Raw genomic sequence first — 20,517 nt, forward strand, 5'->3', positions numbered from 1 at the left:
CAGCGAGTGGTTCTTACTGAAAATATTTAATCAGAGCCTGCGTACCTAGATCCTGATATCCTTGATCCATCAGAGTGATGTATTCTTGAATCACATTTTCTACGCCGGTCAGTTTTACTTCTTTTTGATCCAGGGCAATTCTTAAATCTTTGACAAAGTGTTTGATGTAGAAGCCTGGATCAAAATTATTTTGAAGCATTTTTGGTCCTAAGAGTTCTAACTGACGGGAACCAGCAGCTCCATTTTGCAGATTTTGAATGACTAAAGCAGGATCGCAGCCTTGGCTCTTTAAATAGGTCATAGCTTCACAAATACCCTGCAGTGTATTGGCAATCATGATTTGGTTGGCAATCTTTACTTTTTGACCGGCTCCGGCTACTCCGCAATAAAAGATATCTTTACCAAATGCGCTGAAAACAGGCTGTAGCTGATCAAAAGTTTCTTTTGGACCGCCGACCAAAATTGTTAAGGTTCCCTGCTTGGCGCCGGCATCACCACCGGTAACAGGTGCATCAAGTACCGTTACTTGTTTATCTTTTCCTTGTTGTGCTAACGCAACAGCCAGAGATGGTGAAGATGTAGTAAAGTCGATACAAATTTTACCGGGTTCAATGTGTTCGAAAATTGTGCCATACACTTCTTTTACATCACTGGGGAAGCCTACCATGGTACAAATCACATCGCTGTGCTGCACCAAAGAAGCAATACTTTCTTCTAAAACAGCGCCTTCTTCAATCAGATTTTGTACTTTTTGTGGATGCCTGGCATACACATGTGCCTCGTGTCCATTCTTCAATAAGTGGTGCACCATGGGATTTCCCATGATTCCGGCACCGATCCATCCAATTTTCATTGTAAAGCCTCCTTTATCATTTCTTTGGCCCAACTTTGTGCCTTGTTTAGATCTTCTGTATTGGGCCTGGTCTTTACCTCTTCAAAATTTTTTAAACTGACTTGCAGCTTTTTGTCCTCTGGATGTTCCTGTAATAATTTCACATAACGATCCTTAATGGCTTCCGGCATTTTTCCGGGACAAAAGAAATGTCCTAAAATGACATTCGAAGCATCAATCTGATTTTTGGCTCTTTGATACAAAGAAGCATAATATTCTGATGATCCTCCAAAACCGCATGTACCAAAATACGCAATCTTTTTATTCTTTAAAGAAGATAAAAGATTTTGTATCACAGAAGAGCAATTTCCTTTATCTGTCCAGGAACCAATAAAATATAAATCTGCTTCCTGTAATTTCTGTGGTTTACCGCAATATAAGACCTCATCTTTACAAGTTTCATAAATCGCATCGGCAATTTTTTTGGTATTGCCGGTTATGCTGTCGTAATAAATACATATTTTCACGCTTTTTCCTCCATAACTTCTAAAAGAAAAGATACGGGACGAAATCCATCGTTACAGCTGATCAAAGCCGATCTTGAATCCTTCATCCATCCATCAAAAAAATCTGTTGCGCCATGTGCTAAGGCAAAAACATAGGGGTATAAGTTTTGCCAGGCGCTTTGGCAAAAGTCTGATGGGCAAAGTGCGTTGGAAACGATCCATGTTTGTCCTTCCGAAATAGGGCAGGCATGTTGAATCGGGTTTTCATATTTTTGAATCAAATCGGTATAGATCGTCTGTTTTAAAGCTGTGATACGTATCTTTTTCATAAGGGTATTGTACCACCTTATCGATTAAAAAGCTTTCTTCGTTTTGTGGATTGAATAAACAGACGTTTCATTTCTTCGGCATCTTCCTGATCCAAGACATCCCTAAAGTGTTGGATCGAAGCGATAAACTGGTCTGTTTCATCTAATAAAATTTCTTTGTTTAATAAGAATAATTCGCTCCATAGATCTTCATTGATTTCGGCAATACGAGTCAGATCGTGGAAGCTGTCACCGGTATATTCTACAAGATGCGCATTTTCATGCGTGTTCATCAGGCTGACCGCAATCACATGGGTCAACTGGGATAAAAAGCCGATCATGCGATCATGTTCTTCAATACTGAGGGTACTGATGTTTTTAACACCTAAAATCACCCCTAGTTGTTTGGCTAGTTCGATCGCTTCCGGTGTATTTTGGTCAGTTGGTACAACGATGTAGTTGGCCTGATCAAAAATGGTTTCATCGCTAAACTGTATGCCTCTGGATTCTCTACCGCACATGGGATGAATGCTGATGAGCTCTAAATCCTCTCTTAAAATGGCTTGTACCGGTTTGATGATATTACTTTTGACACCGCTGATATCCATGAGAATTGCTTTATCTTTGCAGGTCTGCTGGTATTGTCTGATCCAAGGCAAAATCTGTGTTGGGTAAAGAGCAATGATGATCAGATCGCATTCTTTTAACAGGGTTTTCGGTTCGGTCGTACCTTTTTGAATGATCTGCTTTTGTAAGGCAATATCCAGTGTTTCCTGGGATCGTTCAAAACCATAAACCGTATAGCCTTTATGGCTTAAACGGCTGGCAAAGCTGGCTCCCATGACACCCAGTCCAATGACTCCGATTGTTTTCATACAGTTTCCACCTTTCCATGGATTTTAAGAATATCATCGAAAAAAGTCGGATAACTTTTTGTGATGGCTTCAGCACCTTGAATCACAGAAGGATGTTTTGCACAAAGGCCGAAAACACTCATTGCCATCACGATACGATGATCATTATGTCCATCAATGATAACGTCTTTGCGATCATAGGCTTCTTTACCATAGATGGTGATCGTATCTTCGGTAGATGAAATATCTACACCCCACTTTTTTAATTCCGATTCCATCGCTTCTATGCGGTCGCTTTCTTTGATGCGCAATCGCTTTGCGTGAATAAAGTGCGTGTATCCTTTACAGAAGCTTGCCAGTACACAAAGAATAGGGCCAAGATCCGGACAATTGGCCAGATCAATGGTCTGTGCCTGTAACAGTTGATGGGTAACGGTAATTTGATCGTTTTTGATGGATACCTTGGCACCGGCATTTTGTAATTGCTGTAAGATGGCTTTATCTCCCTGCATGGAGTCAGGATCCATATTCGTAATCGTTAATTCACTTTGTAGAGAAGCTAACGCCCCAAAGAAAGCCATTTGGGAATAATCGCCTTCCACGTGAACATCTTTTGCCTGATAGTGCTGACTGCCGGGAATGCTATACGTATTTCCTTTTTGATGAATCGTAATACCGAAATTCTTTAACATTTGCAGGGTCAAATCTACATAACTTTTGGATTCAAACGGTTCTTGAATCGTTATTGTACTTTCCTTTGGAAGTAAAGGAAGTGTGAATAAAAGTCCGCTGATAAACTGACTGGATACATTGCCTGGAATCGTATAGTGGTTCTCTTTTAATGCACCCTTAATTTCAATATGATCCTCTTCCTGTATAAAGGAAAGATTTTGCTGGTCGAATAAAGTTTGGTAGATATCCATAGGACGTTTCATCAGTCGTCCTTGTCCGATAAAAGTCACTTTTTGGTTTGTTAAGGAAGCTACTGGAATCAAAAAACGCAATGTGGAGCCAGATTCGTGGCAATCACAGAGGATGTTTTGTACCTGTACTTGTAAGTTGGTTCCATGAACGATGTAGTTGTCCTCTACTTTTTCGATTTTTGCACCTAATGCCTGCATGCACGAAATGGTAGCTTCAATATCTTTGGAAGGCATGATACCAGAAAGTGTGCTGCACCCTTTAGCTAATGAGGCGCAAATCAAAGCACGGTGGGCCATGGACTTACTGCTGGGAATGGTAACGGTTCCATACACTTTGGACGGATAGATCTTAACTTTCATACTGTTCTCCTTCAAAGGGTGTCAGGGCCGCTTTTGACATCCAGGCATCTAATAAACCAAAGCTTAACATGTTATCAACGACGATACGGGCGCGATGAATGATGCAGGGGTCGTGACGACCGACGATCTGCAGCTTTACATTTTGCTTGGTTGAGTAATCGACGGAATTTTGTACTTTATAAATGGAAGAAGTCGGTTTGACACAAGTATGAATGAGGATTGGCATTCCGTTGGAGATTCCTCCATTGATTCCGGCATTGTTGTTCGTTGTTGTACGAATCTGGCCATCGAAATAAAAAGGATCGTTTGCCTGACTTCCTTTTAAATTCGCAAAGCCAAAGCCTAAACCAAAGCTGACGCCTTTGACGGCGGGAATAGAATATAAAATCTGTGTCAATGTGCTTTCTAATGCTCCAAAGATTGGATCACCGATTCCTGCCGGATAACCGGTGATGGCTGTTTCTAAAATACCGCCAATTGAATCGCCTTCTTTTTGTGCCTGTAAAGCAGCCTCTTTCATCGGCTCTTCCATGGCTGCATCCAATACGGCAAACTTCATTTGATTGACCTGTTGAATTTGTTCATTTAAAACGTTGATGTCTGAACTGAAAGGAATGTCTTTTAAGTTGTATAACTGTTCCATGTGAGAGCCAATCTGTACACCTTTTGCCATTAAGATTTGTTTACAAATATTTCCCGCAGCTACCATACAAGCGGTCAACCGGCCTGAAAAATGACCACCACCACGATAATCCTGATAACCATTGTATCGTTCAAAGGCAGTATAATCCGCATGGCCGGGGCGCAATCGTCCCTTGATCTTTTCATAATCCTTTGAATGTTGGTCTTTATTGGCAATCAACAGAGTTAAAGGCGTACCCGTTGTATAACCGTTGAAAAAACCAGATACAATCTCCGGATGATCCTCTTCATGGCGTTGCGTAGAAATCAAGCCAACGGCTCTACGTTTTTCCATGTCATCATATAAAAAGTCTAAGTCGATCTTGAAACCACTGGGAAGTCCATCTAAGGTTACACCAACACAAGGGCCATGACTTTCACCAAAGATCGTCATTGTGATATTGTTTCCGATACTATTTTTCATAGGGACCTCTTTCTAATACGTTTCGGATTTGTTCGTATGTCATCTCTTCAATCTCAAAAGTTCCGGCCTGTCTAACTTTTACAATACTGACCGTTTGCGCACTGCTTTTTTTGTCGTGTTGAATATAGCTCATTAAAGTATCAATGTCATAATCGGGAACTTTAGGCAGATCGAGTCGTTTATAGATCGATAAAACACGTTCTTTTAATGGCTGATCTTCAATAAAGAACAACATTCCCATTGCTACACACTCTCCATGCAGATAGGTATCGAGCCCATAGGCACCTTCGATCGCATGACCAATAGTGTGACCAAAATTTAAGATCTTTCGCAAGCCACTTTCTTTTTCATCCTGTTCAACAACTTGTCTTTTCACATTGATGGAACGTTCGATAATCTGTGGAATATCAAGTGGTTCTTGTTCAAAAAGTTCGACAAGCTTTTCATCTTGAATCAACCCGGTTTTTAAGGCTTCCACAAGTCCATTATGAATTTGTCTTTGAGACAGCGTAGAGAGAACGTCCGGGTCAATGATTACACCTTTTGGTTGATGAAAAGCACCAACGATATTTTTATAAGAAGCTACATCGATGGCTACCTTACCGCCTACACTGGAATCGACTTGTGCCAATAAAGTAGTGGGAATATTATAGAAATCGATGCCACGCATATAACTGGAGGCCACAAATCCTGCCAAATCACCGGTCACACCACCACCGATAGCCACAATCGCATCTTTTCTTGTCATATCATAATCAATACATTGTTTTAATAGATTTTCATATTGTAAAAAACACTTGGATGCTTCTCCCTGAGGAAAACGAATCACAAAGCTGTTTGGACACTGGTCTTTGATCTTTTGTATCCATTGTTTTGGAATCGCATCATCGGCAATCAAAGCCAGTTTTCGATTAACATCGAGTATTGTATCTATATGAGAAAGAGCATCACTTTCAATTAAGATCGGATAAGAGCGATCTTTAAGATTCACTGTCATTTTCATATGTTTCACCTCTGCATTATGATACCATGAAAATGGATTCATGATGTAAAGAATGAAAGATTTTCAAAACAAATGAAAAAAAGGACTGCTTGAGTCCTTAAAAGTTATCTAATGAAATGTGGTCTTTTAAGATTTGTAAAAAATCATTTAGATTTTCAGTTTTCAATAATAAACTCTGAAGTTGTGGATTGTGCATCATTTCTACAAAGGTATCGTAGAGCTTTTCAATATCTTTTTTAGATTCATCGGATAACCCTAACATTAAAATAATTTGTGCTGTATCTTTACCAGACCAATGAATAGGTTCATCCAATATTCCTATAGCTATCTTACTTTTAAGCGAACACATTTCCAAAGGATGGGGAATCGCAATGACTCCATCCATTACTGTAGAAATCTTGTTCTCTCTTTCAAATACACTTTTTTCAAAACGTTCACCTACATATCCGGCATTTCGAAGGAGTTCACAGAGTATATGAATAATTTCTTTTTTATTGTGGACACGTGTGTGAACAAATAACTTAGGATCAAAAAAGTTTTGAATTTGATCTACAGGATGCATATTGCTCATAGTAAGAGCGCGAGTGATATTCTCAATATCTTTTCTTAATAAGGGCATTTCAACAGTTACGCATGGAATCTTTGTATTAGATAAGGGAACCGTAGAGATTATGCAGTCCACTGATTCTAAATCCATATCTTCCAATTCATTGGAAGGTGCCACCTTGATGATATCAATATTATTTGAAAATAATTTGCTGATTTTGGCGGATAAAAAGCTCCCAGTTGCATAGCCATTATCATAGAGAATAATTACTTTTTTATGTTTTGAATTCCTTAAATCAAAATATCGTTCAATAGCTGCACCGATATGAAGGGAAATATACCCGATTTCATCATCGCTGAGATCAAAAGGTTCATTCTTAAAAACTTGTTTAATTACCGTTTCAGTAACTTCATAAGAAAGAATATAGTTATTTTTGATCGTATTCAATAAAGGATTCTTCTTATGTAAATCTAAATAATGTGTATTGAGTATGGACTGAAGATGATGGTTTAAATCTCTTTCCAAAATATAGTCAGATCTTAAATCAAAATGATAAAGCTCATAGATCATGTTGATGATACTAGAAACAATTTGATGTACATAATCAATATTCGCATGGTTGTTTAAAAGCTCATTGGTATTGGATATATAATGCGAATAAATGTAGTTTTTTTCGCTTTCGCTAAAACGAGTATGAAATGTGGACTCTATACATTCAATCAATGGTGAAAGAAGATTTTGAGTCTGACTATCTACAGAAAAGTCATGGCTCTCCATATTTTGATCTGCCTGAATTCTTGATACGGATAAGGCAATATGAAGAATCAGGTTTCTAAGATTGTAGTCGGAAAAGTGCATGCCATTTTTCTTGTTGAAGTCTGTGACCAGCTCTTGGATCTGCTCAAATTCTAAATCTTTTAGAAGTGCCTGTTGCTCATTTGAAAACTTGGATACATAAGCATTGTAATTGGATGTGATCAAATCTATGATGCAATTTCGCTTATTCATTTCAGAGCCTTCAATTTTGTAGCCTACATTGGGTTTATTTTTGAGGGTTAAATCATATTTTTGAAGAATCAAACGTACAGTCTTTAGATAGCTAATAATCGTATTGATGCTTACAAATACTTCATTGGCAAGATCGTCTTGTGTTTTGAAATCATCTGAATAAAGCATATAGATGATAATGTGATTAATTCTTTTATCTACGGAATCTAAACTTCCATCTGGCGTTGTATCATTCTGCAATAGGATCAATGAATCTTCGGGAATTTCCAAAATATAACCATTCCCTCTTTTCATCAAAATCTTAGCATTCCATGGTGCCAGTTCTTCGTTGAGGATGCGGATGTCATTGCGTAAAGTTCTCTTGGAAATCTGAAATTTTCTAGCTAGTTCTTCAGGGGAAATGGGTCCTTTTTGAGAAGCGAGGAAAGTAAAAATTTCTTGTAAGCGATTATAAGAAAACACAGACACACCTCCTAATCATCCATATTTATTATAACTTTTGTGAAAAAAGATAGCATTATAAGTCATTGCCAACTCAAGTGGCAATTTTAAAATAGAATATATTATAAATTATTGCCATTTCAAACGGTAAATGCTTGTCTTTTATTTAAACATTAAACAGAATAGAATGAAATCAGAAAATGAAAGGCCTTTCAATCTAACGCAAGATGCATATTTTGCAAAGAGGAGGAATTACGTTGAGTACAATTAAAGTAGGAGTTATCGGAGTAGGACAGATGGGAACCTACCATGCGCAGATTTATCAGAAGTTGCCACAGGTAGAACTGGTTGCGCTTTGTGAATTTAATGATACAAGAAGAGAGCAGTTGAAAACTGAATTCCCAGGTGTTGCTTTATATAAGGATTATAAAGATCTTTTAGCAGACAATAGTATTGAAGCTGTAAGTATTGTGTTACCAGACAATTTACATAGAGAAGCTGTGGAGCTAGCGGTAAAAGCAAATAAGCATATTCTTTTGGAAAAACCATTAGCGAAAGAATTAGAAGATGGAAAAGCTTTATATGAAATCACAAAAGACTATGACAAAGTGTTTTCAACAGGTTTCTTGTTGCGATTTGATCCACGTTTTGCGATGATCAAGGAACGTTTGGATAGCGGCGAATTAGGCGATATCATCCACTGTTATGTGCGTAGAAACTCACCAATCATTGGTCCAAGACGTTATATCGGAGCTAGTGATTTGAGCATGCATGTAATGATTCATGATATTGATTATCTGAACTGGTGGATTGGATGCCAGCCAGTAAAAGTGTTTGCTAAGAACCGTAGTGTATTGTTGAAAGAAAATGGTATGAATGATGTTATTTATGCCATTGTAACCTATGAAAATGGTACGGTTGCATGCATGGAAGCTTGTTGGACATTGCCAGAAAATTCCCCAACAATCATTGATGATAAAGTTGAATTAGTGGGAACAAAGGGTGTTGCTTACGTTGATTCTTGTGATTATGGTGTACGTTTTGTATCCGAAAAAGGAATTGAATATCCGGATAGCCGTCACTGGTATTATGTCAATGGCGAAGTTTGTGGAGATTTAGCTGAAGAAGTTATGGCTTTTGTTAATAATGTGGCTTCTAACACAAAATCAATTATTACACCTAAACAGTCTTATGATGCATTGCGTGTAGTTGATGCAATTGAAAGATCAATCAAAGAAGGTAAAGAAGTTGAATTATAATTAACAAGAAGGGAGAGTATATGTCAAACGATGTCTCGTTGCGTGTGAAAGCGCAGCGTCTAGGTGGTAAGTTAAGTGCCATGGTACTTCCTAACCTGGGTGCCTTTATGGGATGGGGTATCTTAACTGCTTTAGGAATTTGGCTTGCGAATGATACATTAAGTGGTTTTGTAACTCCTGTATTGACTTATCTTCTTCCGGTACTGATCGGTGTCGCCGGAGGGAAGATGGTCTATGGTGAAAAAGGAGCTGTTATAGGAGCCTTTACTACTATGGGAGTTGTCATTGGTGCGAATATTACGATGTTGTTAGGAGCGATGATCATTTCTCCAATTGCAGCATGGATATTGAAGAAAGTGGATGGTGTGATTGAACCGCACATTCCTGTTGGATTTGAGTTGTTGATTGGGAACTTGACAGTTGCAATTCTGGGTGCCATTATTGCGGTATTTGGTTGTGTCGTATTAGCACCAGCCATTACATCACTTTCCGGTTTCTTTGCAGCTGGTGTGTCGGCTTTGGAAAACAACAATCTGTTGCCTTTGACAGCTATCTTTATTGAACCAGCTAAAGTGTTATTTTTAAATAATGCGATTGGTCAGGGAATTTTGACACCATTAGGAACTACTCAGTTGGATGAATTGGGTAAATCTGTATTGTTCTTATTGGAATCCAATCCGGGACCAGGTTTGGGAATTCTGTTAGCCTACTGTCTGTTTGGAAAAGGAAATTCCAAAGCAAATGCATATGGAGCCACGGTGATTCATTTCTTTGGTGGTATTCATGAGATTTATTTCCCATTTATTTTAATGAAACCGGTATTGGTTATTGCGGCTATTGCCGGAGGTATCGTAGGAACATTCCTGTTTACGTTATTTGGAGTAGGATTAGTAGGGGTTAGTTCACCAGGAAGTATCATCACAATCATGATGATGTCTGCAGCCGGCGATCAGTTAAAAATCTTATTAGCTGTTCTTGCCTCGGCTGCTGCCAGTGGTATTGTAGCTTCTATTATTTTAAAAGGCTCTAAAGATGTAGATGAAGCGGAAGTTAACAAGAGCTTAAAAGAAGCAGCTAAGACAATGGAATCTTTGAAAGGTAAGAAATCTAGAATCTCTTCTGTTTTTGAAGATAAGGAACAAGAGGTTGATTATAGTGCTATTAAAAAGGTTCTTTATGTATGTGATGCCGGATTGGGGTCTTCAGCTATGGGAGCCAGCGTTATTGCGAAAAAGTTGAAGAAAGCTGGTATAACTGATATTGGTGTCGAACATGCTCGTGTCATGGATCTTCCTAGAGAGGATGCAGATATTATCGTAACGCATGTTTCATTAAAAGATGTAGCTCACGAAAAACAGCCGGATATCAAAATTATTTCTATTGAAGACTATCTGAATGCACCGGAATATGACGAATTGGTGAATAATATCGTTTCATCAAGAAATAAATAAACAAAAGGCAAGGATCCTCCGGTTTTGGATTCTTGCCTTTCATTGAAGAAAGCAGGGAAAATATGTTAAAAGCACTTGTTTTTGATTTTGACGGTGTCATTGTAGATACAGAAGCAGAATGGTATTATATATACAAAGAATGGCTAAAAAAAACATATGATTATGATTTGAAAGTCAATGATTATTTAGTGTGTGTGGGAGCCAACAGTCAGAACCTGTTTCGATTTATTAAAAAAGAATTGGGAGATCATGTTCCTATTGAAGAATTTGAAAAAGAAGCAACACAGGAATATATTGAAAGAACTAATCGCCTTCCGGCGATGGAAGGTGTTAAAGAGTTGATTATACGGGCCAAATCAGAGGGATTAAAATTAGCAATTGCAACTTCGGCAACGCAGAAAAAGCCTGTTACACAGTTAAAAAGGTTAGGCTTATTGGACTATTTTGATGCTTTTTCGACTGCTGAATTAAGCGAGAATATAAAGCCGGCACCTGATATTTTCCTTAAAGCAGCTGAATTATTGGATTGTAAGCCGGAGGAATGTCTGGCTATTGAAGATTCTTTGAATGGGCTTATTGCGGCGCAAAGAGCTTCTATGCCGTGTTTGATCGTTCCTAACATGATTACAAAAGATAGTCCGTTTACTGGCTATTATAAAATGGTTAACTCTTTAAAGGATATAGATTTGAGCGAAATTGAATCAGATTTTTTAAAAAAAGAATAAAGGGAGGATAAACAGATGCTGGAAAAGATTTCAGAAGAAAATATAAGTATTGGAGTTCATGCAGCAGATTGGGAAGATGCCATACGTAAATCAGCACAGTATTTGCTGGAAACAAAAAAAATAGAAAACAGTTATATTGATGCAATGATTGAAACTGTACATAAGATTGGACCATATATCGTACTAGGCAATCACGTAGCTTTAGCGCATGCTAGACCGGAATGTGGAGTAAATCAGTTATCTGTGCATTTTACAACATTAAATCCTCCTGTACCTTTTGGAAGTGAAAAATTTGATCCTGTTTCTTTGGTCATCACATTAGCAGCAGTAGATGCTGATAGTCACCTTGAGTTAATCAGTGAATTAGCAAATGTGTTGATGGATGAAGAAAATGTTGATAAACTTGTAGAGTCAAAAAATGCCTCAGAATTTTTGAGACTGCTCAATGAAATGAAGGAAGAATAAATTTATGATCATAACATTTGATATTGGAGGAACATCTATAAAATATGGACTTATAGATGAAAAAAAGAGTGAATTAACATTTGTAGAACGTGGTGAAGTAGATACAGATGCCAAGGTTATAAAGGGCCCGGGTATTTTAAAAAAAGTAGAATCAATCATTCAGGAAAATCAAAAGACTTACGAAATCAAAGGAATTGCTATTTCGACTGCAGGTATGGTGGATGCGCAGAAAGGTTCAATCATTTATGCGAATGAAAACATACCGGAATATACAGGAATGGGCTTAAAAGACTATTATGAGCGTGTGTTTGGCATTCCTTGCTGGATGGAAAATGATGTAAATGCTGCAGCGTTAGGAGAAGCAGTTTTTGGAGCAGCTAAGGGTGCACAAAGTGCGTTGATGTTAACAATCGGCACAGGTGTAGGTGGAGCATTGATCATTGATGAGCAAGTATATCATGGTTATAGTGGTAGTGCCGGAGAAATTGGGTATATGTGGCTGAATGGAAAGCATTTTGAAAATACAGGTAGCACGACAGCTTTGGTGCATTATGTAGAGGAAAAGACATCTCAAAAAGGACTGAACGGCAAAATCATCTTTGAAAGAGCCAAGCAGGGTGATTTAATGTGCGTAGAGGCTATTGATGTACTTTGTAGAAACATCATACAAGGCATCAGTAACTGTGTTTGTTTATTCAATCCTCAGGTAGTGGTTCTTGGTGGGGGAATTATGGCTCAAAAAGAGTATTTAGAGCCTATTATGCAAAAATATATGCAGAAATTTTTGAACGAAGAGATGTATAGGAATACAACTCTGAAATTTGCAACTCTACAAAACCAGGCTGGTATGGCTGGAGCTTATGCATATTGGCGTAAACAAGAACTATAAAATGGGACCTGTTGAAACAAACAGGTTCTTTTTGAATTCCGTGCTTGACTTGTCTTTCAAAACAAGGTATTTTGATACCAATGACACAAGAAGAAAAACAAGAAAGAAAACAGAAAACACGCCATACATTGAATGAGCTTTTAGTTGGATTGTTTAATTATATTCTATATATTGAAGCCAATAACCTGAAACAAAAGGGTGTGGAGCTATCGATTACAGAAGTTCATATTCTGGAAAGAATTCAAAGGGCCAGTTCCAATACGATGAGTCATTTGGCCAGAAGCTTAATGGTGACATCAGGAACTTTGACAACCAATGTTTCTCGTTTGGAAAAGAAGGGCTATGTGGAACGTTATCGTGATGAAAATGATCGTAGAATTGTCCGATTAAGAAATACACCTAAAGCATTGGATGTATTAAAGATTCATGATGAATTCCATGCGAATATGATCGATAAAGCTATCGGTGATCTAGGTTTGGAAGAAAATGAAGTCTTAAACGAGGCATTGGAAAATATCTTAGAATATTTCAGTGATGAATATTCGGATCAAAAAAGAGGAGCATAAACTGCCGCAAGGCAGTTTTTTTGTCAAAACTTTACGCATAAAAAGACAAGAAATAATCATAAAATCAATTGTAAAGTCAAGTATAAAAAGAATTTTGAGATATATTTGATTTTAAAATATCAAATATATTGACATAAATTGACATATTGGTATACTTACTATGTAAGCGCTTAAAATTTGAGTCATGTAATGAAAGGAGAAAGGATATTGTAGTGTTCGTCGGATGAGTCTCTACAATATATCAGGAAGAAGAATGTGATAAAAAAAGAATATGATGTTGTTGTTGCCGGTGGAGGAATGTCGGGCACTTGTGCAGCAATTGCAGCTGCTCGCAATGATATGAGTGTTCTGTTGATTGATCAGAACGGATATTTAGGAGGCACGTTAACTGCAAATGGTGTAGGACCTATGATGACTTTTTTTGCAGGAGAAAAACAAGTTATTCAAGGTATTGGAGAAGAAATCGTAAAAAGGTTAAAAGAAAGAGGGTATTCGCCAGGGCATGTTTATGACTCTACCCATTATATTTCTTATGTGACACCTTTTTCTGCGGAAGGATTAAAAATAGTTTTAGATGAAATGGCTATAGACAGTAATGTTACGCTCTTATATCACACCTATATTATCGGTATAAATAAAAACGGGAATACAATTAAATCGATTGATATTGTAAATAAGGATGGCATATCTACTATAAATGCAAAAATCTTTATTGATGCGACAGGAGACGGTGACTTAGCTGTTGAGGCCGGTATTCCATTTACATTAGGTAGAGAATCAGATAATGCAACTCAACCGTTAACAATGAATATGAAAGTATATGGAGTTGATACAAGTAAATTGAAGAAAACAGTTTTACAGAATCCAAAGAAATTTCCAAGGCTAAACAGAGATATAGAAGTGATGAAAAAAGTAGAAGCATTATCGTTTGTAGGCTTTGAAGAAGAGTTCAAAAGGGCGAAGGAATTAGGAGAGATAACAATACCTCGAGAAGATGTATTATTCTTTGAAACCAGTACACCAGGTGAATATATTATCAATACGACTAGGATTATTAATGAAAACGGTGCCTCAGCTCTAGGATTGACGAATGCAGAAATCATAGGACGTAAACAATGTGAAGAGTTATACAAGTTTCTTATAAAATACGTTCCAGGTTTTGAAAACTCTAAGATTGCTTATACCGGTCCTAGTGTGGGTGTAAGAGGATCGAGACAGATTCAAGGAGTTTATAAGTTAACAGGTGAGGATCTATTGGAACAAAAAAGATTTAACTCAGTCATAGCTCATTCTGGCTATCCGATAGATATTCATAATCCTAAAGGAGAAGGAACACTGTCTGTACACGTAAATAAACAAGAAGAGAGTAAAGAAGCAAAATTCGATCGTTCGACTTTTGATAGTTATTATTCAATTCCATATGAAATTATGATCACAAAAGAAATTCAAAATTTGATTGTGACCGGAAGGTGTGTCTCCGCCTCTTTTGAGGCACAGGCAGCAATCCGTACAACGCCAACAATGACAGCATTGGGGCAAGCAGCTGGTACTGCTGCTGCATTAGCAATACAAACAAATCAATCTGTTAATAAAATAGACATTAAAAACCTTCAAAATCTTTTGATTGCGCAAGGTAGTTATATTGAGAAAAAATAAGAGGGAGAAAATATGGAAACTATCCAGTTAATAGGAATTTTATTGGTGTTTTTTATAATGGTAGGTCTGATGATGGCAAGAAAGCTACCAACTATTATTGCTTTACCAGTAATGGCAATAGCTATATCTTTTATAGCGGGTGTAACATTTATGTCTTCTGATCCTGAAAAATTTACGATTGTAAAAGATGTATTAGAAGCAGGTTCAATGAGAATGTCAACGGCTATTTCAGGTTTAGTATTTGGTGCGATTTTTGGGAAAGTTCTTTCAAAAGTTGGAGTTACAGAGACTATTATAAAAAAAGCTGCTGAGTTAGCTGGAGACAAAGCATTGCCAATAGCACTTGTGTTTTTGGCAGTATGTTCAGTAATTTTTGCGGCTAGTAACGGATTAGGAATGGTGATTTTGGTTGGAACAATTATTATTCCAATTATGATTTCTGCAGGATTGTCTCCTATGATTAGTGGAATTATTCTATTATTATCTAGTGCCATTGGGGTAACATTCTCTGTGAATACACTTGCAGTTTACTTAGATGTTTTAAAGTTGGATTTAGATGTCGTGACAGGTTATTCTTGGATGGTTGGACTTCCTTTAATTATCGTATCTGTAATTATGATTATTTATTATATCCAGTTTCAAGGAAAAACAAGTAAAGCTTGGGCTATGCCTAATAATGCAAGAAATGGACAACAGGTTCGAGCAATTGCATTAATTTCACCGATTGTTCCGGTGGCATTAGTTTTTGCGTTTAAGGTACCTTTAATTGCATCCATACTAATTGGGATAGTAGTTGCTTTGGTATTATCTACTCCAAAAAATCCAATTCATGTTGTTTCATCTGCATTTGTTGAAGGAATTCAAGATGTTGCAGGTGCAATGGGATTAATGATTGGTATCGGAATGTTACTAAATGCTGTAATGTCCAGCGAGGTATCTGCTATCTTGTCACCGGCTATTTCCTTAGCGATTCCTAAAAATCAATTAATGTTTGTCCTGATTTTTGGTCTATTGTCACCATTAGCTATTTATCGAGGACCTCTAAATGTTTGGGGATTAGGATCGGGGATAATATCATTATTAGTTGCAAGTGGTATGAATCCTGTTGCTGCAATGGTAGCACTTCGTCTAGATTCAAATGTACAAGCAGTGTGTGATCCAACAAATTCACATAATGTATGGATTGCAGATTTCACGAAAACAGATGTGAATGAAATTTTAAAGAAGACTATTTTATGGATTTCGGTTTCAACGCTAATTGGGTTAATTGTATCGTCATTTTTCCTATACTAGAAATTTGAGGTGTTAAAAGTGGGAAAGAAAGTTAGAATTGGCATTGATGTAGGAGGAACTTTTACAGATGCTGTAGCTATAGATAATGAAACATATGATGTTATTGCGAAGATGAAAATTCCTACTACACATAAGGATGGTGTAGCAAAAGGTATTGTAACAATCATTCAGAAGTTATTGTCTGAAAATAATATACTTCCTGAAGATGTTAGTTTTATTGCCCATGGGACAACACAAGCCACAAATGCATTATTAGAAGGCGATGTAGCAAAAGTAGGTATAATCGGCATGGGAACAGGAATGGATGCTCGTTCTGCAAAAAAAGAAACGTCCATTGAACATATTGAATTAGCACCTGGAAAATATTTAACATCTACTCATGAATTTATTGATTCTTCAGAAATAAATGACGAGATGTTGGGGGAAATAATCAGTAAATTAAAAGATGCTGATTGTGAGGTAATTGTTGCATCCGAAGCGTATTCAGTAGATGATCCAGAAAACGAGAACAAAGTTATAAAAAAGGCGCAGGAGCTGGGTATGTTCTCAACAGGAGGACATGAAATTTCACAACTTTATGGATTAAAAATGCGAACTCGAACTGCTGTGGTAAATGCCTCGTTGATTCCGAAAATGATGCAGACAGCAGATATGACAGAAAAAGCAGTACAAGATACTAAAATTAAGTCCAATTTAATGATTATGAGGGCGGATGGTGGAGTTATGAGCATTAATGAAGTTCGTCAACGTCCAATTTTAACGATGCTTTCTGGTCTAGCAGCTGGTGTTGCCGGAGCTCTTATGTATGAAAAAGTTTCGGATGGGATTTTCTTTGAGGTCGGAGGGACATCTGTTGATATCTCAGTCATTAAAAATGGAAAAGTAATGATCAAGTATGCACAAGTGGGAGGACATAAAACATATTTGCGTTCCCTTGATGTTCGAACATTAGCAGTGGCTGGTGGATCTATGATACGAGTTAGAAATGGGGAAATCTGTGATGTTGGTCCGCGATCAGCTCATATTGCGGGTCTAGATTATGAGTGTTTTACAGATGCAGAGAATTTAAAAGATCCACTGATATCTTTTGTTTCTCCCCGTCAGGGAGATCCAGATGAATATGCGATTATTACCGGGGAAAAGGGTATCTCGTATTCTTATACTTTAGCAGGTGCAGCTAATCTCTTAGGATATGTTCCAGCTGGAGATTATGCACAAGGAAATCAAGAAAGTAATATTGTCGCATGGAAGGCATTGGGAGATTATTTACATATATCTGCAGAGGAAGCAGCGCAAAAAGTAATTGATTTGGCAATTTCTAAATTAGAGCCAGTCGTACAAGAATTAATCAACGAATATGAAATTGATCCTGGATTTGTGATGTTGGTTGGAGGCGGTGGCTCAGGTGCAGTTGTAGTTCCAGCGCTTGCTAAAAAGCTAGGCTATAAATGGAAAATAGCTAAGAATGCCCCATATATTTCAACCATCGGAGTAGCTTTGGCTATGGTTCGTGAGCAAATCGAACGCTCTATTGCAAATCCTACAGATGAAGATATCAAAAAGATTCGTTTAGATGTTATTGAAAAGATTGTGCAATCAGGAGCGCAAGAAGAGACAGTGGAAGTAAGCATAGAAGTTGATTCACAACGGAATATAGTTCGTGCAATCGCAACAGGAGCCACAGAGATGCGTCAAAAAAATTTGAAAAATTCGATCATTAGCCAAGAAGAATTGATAAAATTGGCTTCTGATGCATTAGGCGTAGATTCTTCATCAATAAAGCTTATTGCCCAAACAGGCCGTTGGAATTTAATGCATTCCCAAACTATTAAAAAGAAATTTATTTTTAAACAAAAGAAATCGGATGTTTGTATGATTGATCGTGAAGGTGTTGTGCGATTCAAAGGGAGTAACACATTCTACCATATCTTTGAAAAGCGAGAATTAGAAAGTTCATTTCTACCATTTGTTGACGAACATACAATATATTCAGATGCAAATGCAACGATTCCCAAAGTCTATCTTTTCTATAAAGAAAAGATGTTAGATTTAACTGGAATGCAAACTATTGAGCAACTAGTTTCGATTATGGAAGTGGAAATTGAATCTTTAACAGATACAGATACAATATTTGCAGTGGCATATCAATAAAAAAGGTAAAGGTATGATTGATTATTCAGATGATTTTTTAGGGTATTTACAACTTAAACAAGATTTATTATTCAATAAAATTCCGAAGAAAAAAATTTTGTATTATATACAAGAATCATTAGATGAAGGAAAAAAAAGAGCAGCTGAGTTTAAAAATATGAGTATCAAAGATATTATTACTCAGCTGAATATAGATGTTCACTATACAGAAGAGAATGGTGACTTCTTTAAAGTTAAGTTTAGGGCTCAGTCGTCGATCGACAGGGAAGGAAAAATAAAAATTCTTCTTTATAAACCATCTGTTCAAGAACTTGCACAAGCCAACGCAGTATCTTTTGAAGAAATGTGGGAAATTATACTTGCTCATGAATGCTTTCATTTTCTTGAGTTTTCCAGCAAAGAAATTGTTTCCGAAAAACTAGATTCAATATCAACTATTAAAATATTAAATTATACTAGAGAGGCTAAGATACAATCTGCTAGTGAGATTGCGGCAAATGGATTTGCAAAAGAGATACTGCACCTCGATCATTTACCCAATTATTATGATTATATGTTTATGCTAAAGGAAGGAAGTATAACATATAATGATATTGAAGAAGAATATCAGGAATTTACAAAATTATTTTAAAAAATGCCAGGACTCCATTCTCAAACAAGAGGATGGAGTTCTCTTTTTGAAAAGATATTTTATTACGTATAAAATATTATATAATGATTGTATCGAAATGGAGGAACTATGAAATCACCAGTTGTTTTAAAAATTATTTCACTTGAATCTTCATTTACATCCAGCGAATATGAAATCAGTCAATTTGTCATAAATAATCCAGATTATGTAATTGCTAACTCAATTTCTGAATTAGCAAATAAGATAAATACATCGGAAGCAAGCATAAATCGTTTTTGTCGAAAAGTAGGCTTTAAAGGCTTCAATAAATTTAAAATGGCTTTGGCACAAAGTAATACACAGTTGGATCGAATGTCAGAAAATGAAGTAGATGCAGATAATCTTTTGGATTATATTACTTATGATTATCAACAGATGATTTTAAGTACATGTGCTTTATTGGAAAAGGAGGATATTGAAGAAGTAGCTTCTTTGATTCCATTAGCTTCAAAAGTGTTTATGTATCCTATATACACAACATCATTTGTCGTAGGAGAGTTTTCTTTTAAACTTCGCCAATTAGGAATAGATGTAATAGAACTTAAAGACCATCTTGAAGCCCAGTTAGCAATAGAATATATGAACTCAGATTCTTTATTGATTACTGTTGTTCCATCAGTCACAAGTAAGGGTGTTTTGCCTTTTTTAGATAAAATCAGGACGAAAAATGTAAAAACTGTTTTGATATCTGAAAATGATAATCCAAAATTAAGTGATTTAATAGATGTTAAGATTTTGATACCTGGATCAATGGCTGCCAAAAACCCATTAGTAATTTCAAATTCTCCCATGATATCTTTAGTGTTTGATATCATTTATGCGACTATATTAAAAAATAATAAAGCATTTCGTCAAAGAAAACTAAGTAGTGATACAATCATTGATTCTTTTGAAGCGGCAGAGTCTGCTCGATATGAATGGTAATAGGAATAGTTATTTGATTGATAGCTAAATTTAGAGTATAAGATACTTTTCTTTTAAAAATGATTAAAAGTTTACATATTTATTAAACAGGATGATTTACTTTCTTTTTCATGATATATCTCATTAAGGCTCAATCATATATAAGTGTGATTGAACCTTTTTTAATCATAATATGTATTGAACATATTATCCCATCGAAAATATTAAGGACAAATTGTTAAATACTTTCTTAAATTTTAATGAAAATATAAAAAATAAAAATTTTTTCGCTAAGTTCAACTAAAAAGTTGATGCAGAGAATTAAAAATGATGTTTTTAATTTTGATAGAGCGTAAGCACATTAATTGGCAACTCAAAAGAACATATGTCTTTTGTCACAAAGGAAACAGATCCTTTCATAGCCAACATATAAGCTTTTGTTTTTCTGGCTTCCGCCCTGATTTGGTATTTCATCTGTTTACGGAATACAAGCCAATCCAAATAGTGCTGAAGATGTCTTATGGAGACTCCATGATAATGCTTGATCATTTGTTTGAATTCCTGATGCAGCTGATTCACTTCGCCCAGACTGTTTCCATTCC

Annotated in this window: 19 protein-coding genes and 1 pseudogene; 11 read left to right on the forward strand and 9 right to left on the reverse strand. The window is 36.5% G+C overall.

What is annotated here, in order from left to right:
- Positions 1–13: 13 nt before the first annotated feature.
- From G413_RS0106180 to G413_RS0106215, 8 genes are all read right to left on the reverse strand, one after another.
- Positions 14–853: an NAD(P)-dependent oxidoreductase gene (locus G413_RS0106180; RefSeq protein ID WP_022790050.1), complete on the reverse strand. Its 840-nt coding sequence runs from the start codon at positions 851–853 to the stop codon at positions 14–16.
- Entirely contained in the window at positions 850–1,359 is a 510-nt protein-coding gene (gene bilS, locus G413_RS0106185; protein ID WP_022790051.1) for a flavodoxin family protein BilS, read from the reverse strand. The genes G413_RS0106180 and bilS overlap by 4 nt, the downstream gene beginning before the upstream one ends.
- Positions 1,356–1,667 carry a TIGR04076 family protein gene (locus G413_RS0106190; RefSeq protein ID WP_022790052.1) on the reverse strand — a complete coding sequence of 104 codons (312 nt, stop codon included), beginning with the start codon at positions 1,665–1,667 and terminating at the stop codon, positions 1,356–1,358. Before G413_RS0106190 ends, bilS begins: the two co-directional genes overlap by 4 nt.
- A gap of 17 nt (positions 1,668–1,684) precedes the next feature.
- Positions 1,685–2,521 (reverse strand): prephenate dehydrogenase, encoded by an 837-nt coding sequence (locus tag G413_RS0106195; protein WP_022790053.1) that lies wholly within the window; start codon positions 2,519–2,521, stop codon positions 1,685–1,687.
- Positions 2,518–3,783, reverse strand: a complete 1,266-nt coding sequence (aroA, locus tag G413_RS0106200) for a 3-phosphoshikimate 1-carboxyvinyltransferase (protein WP_022790054.1) — start codon at positions 3,781–3,783, stop codon at positions 2,518–2,520. Before aroA ends, G413_RS0106195 begins: the two co-directional genes overlap by 4 nt.
- Positions 3,773–4,888, reverse strand: coding sequence for a chorismate synthase (aroC, locus tag G413_RS0106205; RefSeq protein WP_022790055.1), 1,116 nt, complete (start codon positions 4,886–4,888; stop codon positions 3,773–3,775). The genes aroA and aroC overlap by 11 nt, the downstream gene beginning before the upstream one ends.
- Complete coding sequence (aroB, locus tag G413_RS0106210) at positions 4,878–5,891, reverse strand: 3-dehydroquinate synthase (RefSeq protein WP_022790056.1); 1,014 nt, start codon at positions 5,889–5,891, stop codon at positions 4,878–4,880. The genes aroC and aroB overlap by 11 nt, the downstream gene beginning before the upstream one ends.
- A 97-nt stretch (positions 5,892–5,988) precedes the next feature.
- The gene (locus tag G413_RS0106215; protein ID WP_022790057.1) at positions 5,989–7,908 is read right to left on the reverse strand and encodes a BglG family transcription antiterminator; all 1,920 of its coding nucleotides are present in this window, start codon (positions 7,906–7,908) and stop codon (positions 5,989–5,991) included.
- A 236-nt stretch (positions 7,909–8,144) separates the two neighbouring features.
- On the opposite strand from G413_RS0106215, the gene G413_RS0106220 reads away from it, so the two are divergent.
- The 11 genes from G413_RS0106220 (at position 8,145) to G413_RS0106275 (ending at position 19,936) form a co-directional block, all read left to right on the forward strand.
- Positions 8,145–9,146: a Gfo/Idh/MocA family protein gene (locus G413_RS0106220; protein ID WP_022790058.1), complete on the forward strand. Its 1,002-nt coding sequence runs from the start codon at positions 8,145–8,147 to the stop codon at positions 9,144–9,146.
- 20 nt (positions 9,147–9,166) lie between these two features.
- Positions 9,167–10,597, forward strand: coding sequence for a PTS transporter subunit EIIC (locus tag G413_RS0106225; RefSeq protein WP_022790059.1), 1,431 nt, complete (start codon positions 9,167–9,169; stop codon positions 10,595–10,597).
- Positions 10,598–10,659: 62 nt separating this feature from the next.
- Positions 10,660–11,322: an HAD family hydrolase gene (locus G413_RS0106230; protein ID WP_022790060.1), complete on the forward strand. Its 663-nt coding sequence runs from the start codon at positions 10,660–10,662 to the stop codon at positions 11,320–11,322.
- Between the two features lie 15 nt (positions 11,323–11,337).
- The gene (locus tag G413_RS0106235; RefSeq protein ID WP_022790061.1) at positions 11,338–11,787 is read left to right on the forward strand and encodes a PTS sugar transporter subunit IIA; all 450 of its coding nucleotides are present in this window, start codon (positions 11,338–11,340) and stop codon (positions 11,785–11,787) included.
- Between the two features lie 4 nt (positions 11,788–11,791).
- The gene (locus tag G413_RS0106240; protein WP_022790062.1) at positions 11,792–12,676 is read left to right on the forward strand and encodes an ROK family protein; all 885 of its coding nucleotides are present in this window, start codon (positions 11,792–11,794) and stop codon (positions 12,674–12,676) included.
- Between the two features lie 80 nt (positions 12,677–12,756).
- Positions 12,757–13,242 carry a MarR family winged helix-turn-helix transcriptional regulator gene (locus G413_RS0106245; protein ID WP_022790063.1) on the forward strand — a complete coding sequence of 162 codons (486 nt, stop codon included), beginning with the start codon at positions 12,757–12,759 and terminating at the stop codon, positions 13,240–13,242.
- Positions 13,243–13,497: 255 nt separating this feature from the next.
- The gene (locus G413_RS0106250) at positions 13,498–14,898 is read left to right on the forward strand and encodes an FAD-dependent oxidoreductase (protein WP_022790064.1); all 1,401 of its coding nucleotides are present in this window, start codon (positions 13,498–13,500) and stop codon (positions 14,896–14,898) included.
- A 12-nt stretch (positions 14,899–14,910) separates the two neighbouring features.
- A complete protein-coding gene (locus G413_RS0106255) occupies positions 14,911–16,191 on the forward strand; it encodes a citrate transporter (protein ID WP_022790065.1) in 1,281 nt (426 codons plus the stop codon).
- 18 nt (positions 16,192–16,209) lie between these two features.
- On the forward strand, positions 16,210–18,342 hold the full coding sequence (locus tag G413_RS0106260; RefSeq protein WP_022790066.1) for a hydantoinase/oxoprolinase family protein: 2,133 nt from the start codon (positions 16,210–16,212) through the stop codon (positions 18,340–18,342).
- The gene (locus G413_RS11105) at positions 18,323–18,973 is read left to right on the forward strand and encodes a hypothetical protein (protein WP_155979216.1); all 651 of its coding nucleotides are present in this window, start codon (positions 18,323–18,325) and stop codon (positions 18,971–18,973) included. Before G413_RS0106260 ends, G413_RS11105 begins: the two co-directional genes overlap by 20 nt.
- 108 nt (positions 18,974–19,081) lie before the next feature.
- Positions 19,082–19,936, forward strand: a complete 855-nt coding sequence (locus G413_RS0106275; RefSeq protein ID WP_022790069.1) for a MurR/RpiR family transcriptional regulator — start codon at positions 19,082–19,084, stop codon at positions 19,934–19,936.
- A 315-nt stretch (positions 19,937–20,251) separates the two neighbouring features.
- Here the strand turns inward: G413_RS0106275 and G413_RS12175 are convergent.
- Positions 20,252–20,517: pseudogene (locus G413_RS12175) on the reverse strand (hypothetical protein); the annotation flags it as partial.

Source organism: Faecalicoccus pleomorphus DSM 20574 (assembly GCF_000420345.1).
Lineage (GTDB): Bacteria > Bacillota_I > Bacilli_A > Erysipelotrichales > Erysipelotrichaceae > Faecalicoccus > Faecalicoccus pleomorphus.

What these genes read in the sequence shown, in the direction of transcription:
- G413_RS0106180 (WP_022790050.1), bottom strand. Translation starts at nt 853, where the DNA reads ATGAAAATTGGATGGATCGGTGCCGGAATCATGGGAAATCCCATGGTG.
- G413_RS0106190 (WP_022790052.1), bottom strand. Translation starts at nt 1,667, where the DNA reads ATGAAAAAGATACGTATCACAGCTTTAAAACAGACGATCTATACCGAT.
- G413_RS0106195 (WP_022790053.1), bottom strand. Translation starts at nt 2,521, where the DNA reads ATGAAAACAATCGGAGTCATTGGACTGGGTGTCATGGGAGCCAGCTTT.
- aroA (WP_022790054.1), bottom strand. Translation starts at nt 3,783, where the DNA reads ATGAAAGTTAAGATCTATCCGTCCAAAGTGTATGGAACCGTTACCATT.
- aroC (WP_022790055.1), bottom strand. Translation starts at nt 4,888, where the DNA reads ATGAAAAATAGTATCGGAAACAATATCACAATGACGATCTTTGGTGAA.
- aroB (WP_022790056.1), bottom strand. Translation starts at nt 5,891, where the DNA reads ATGAAAATGACAGTGAATCTTAAAGATCGCTCTTATCCGATCTTAATT.
- G413_RS0106225 (WP_022790059.1), top strand. Translation starts at nt 9,167, where the DNA reads ATGTCAAACGATGTCTCGTTGCGTGTGAAAGCGCAGCGTCTAGGTGGT.
- G413_RS0106230 (WP_022790060.1), top strand. Translation starts at nt 10,660, where the DNA reads ATGTTAAAAGCACTTGTTTTTGATTTTGACGGTGTCATTGTAGATACA.
- G413_RS0106235 (WP_022790061.1), top strand. Translation starts at nt 11,338, where the DNA reads ATGCTGGAAAAGATTTCAGAAGAAAATATAAGTATTGGAGTTCATGCA.
- G413_RS0106240 (WP_022790062.1), top strand. Translation starts at nt 11,792, where the DNA reads ATGATCATAACATTTGATATTGGAGGAACATCTATAAAATATGGACTT.
- G413_RS0106245 (WP_022790063.1), top strand. Translation starts at nt 12,757, where the DNA reads ATGACACAAGAAGAAAAACAAGAAAGAAAACAGAAAACACGCCATACA.
- G413_RS0106255 (WP_022790065.1), top strand. Translation starts at nt 14,911, where the DNA reads ATGGAAACTATCCAGTTAATAGGAATTTTATTGGTGTTTTTTATAATG.
- G413_RS0106275 (WP_022790069.1), top strand. Translation starts at nt 19,082, where the DNA reads ATGAAATCACCAGTTGTTTTAAAAATTATTTCACTTGAATCTTCATTT.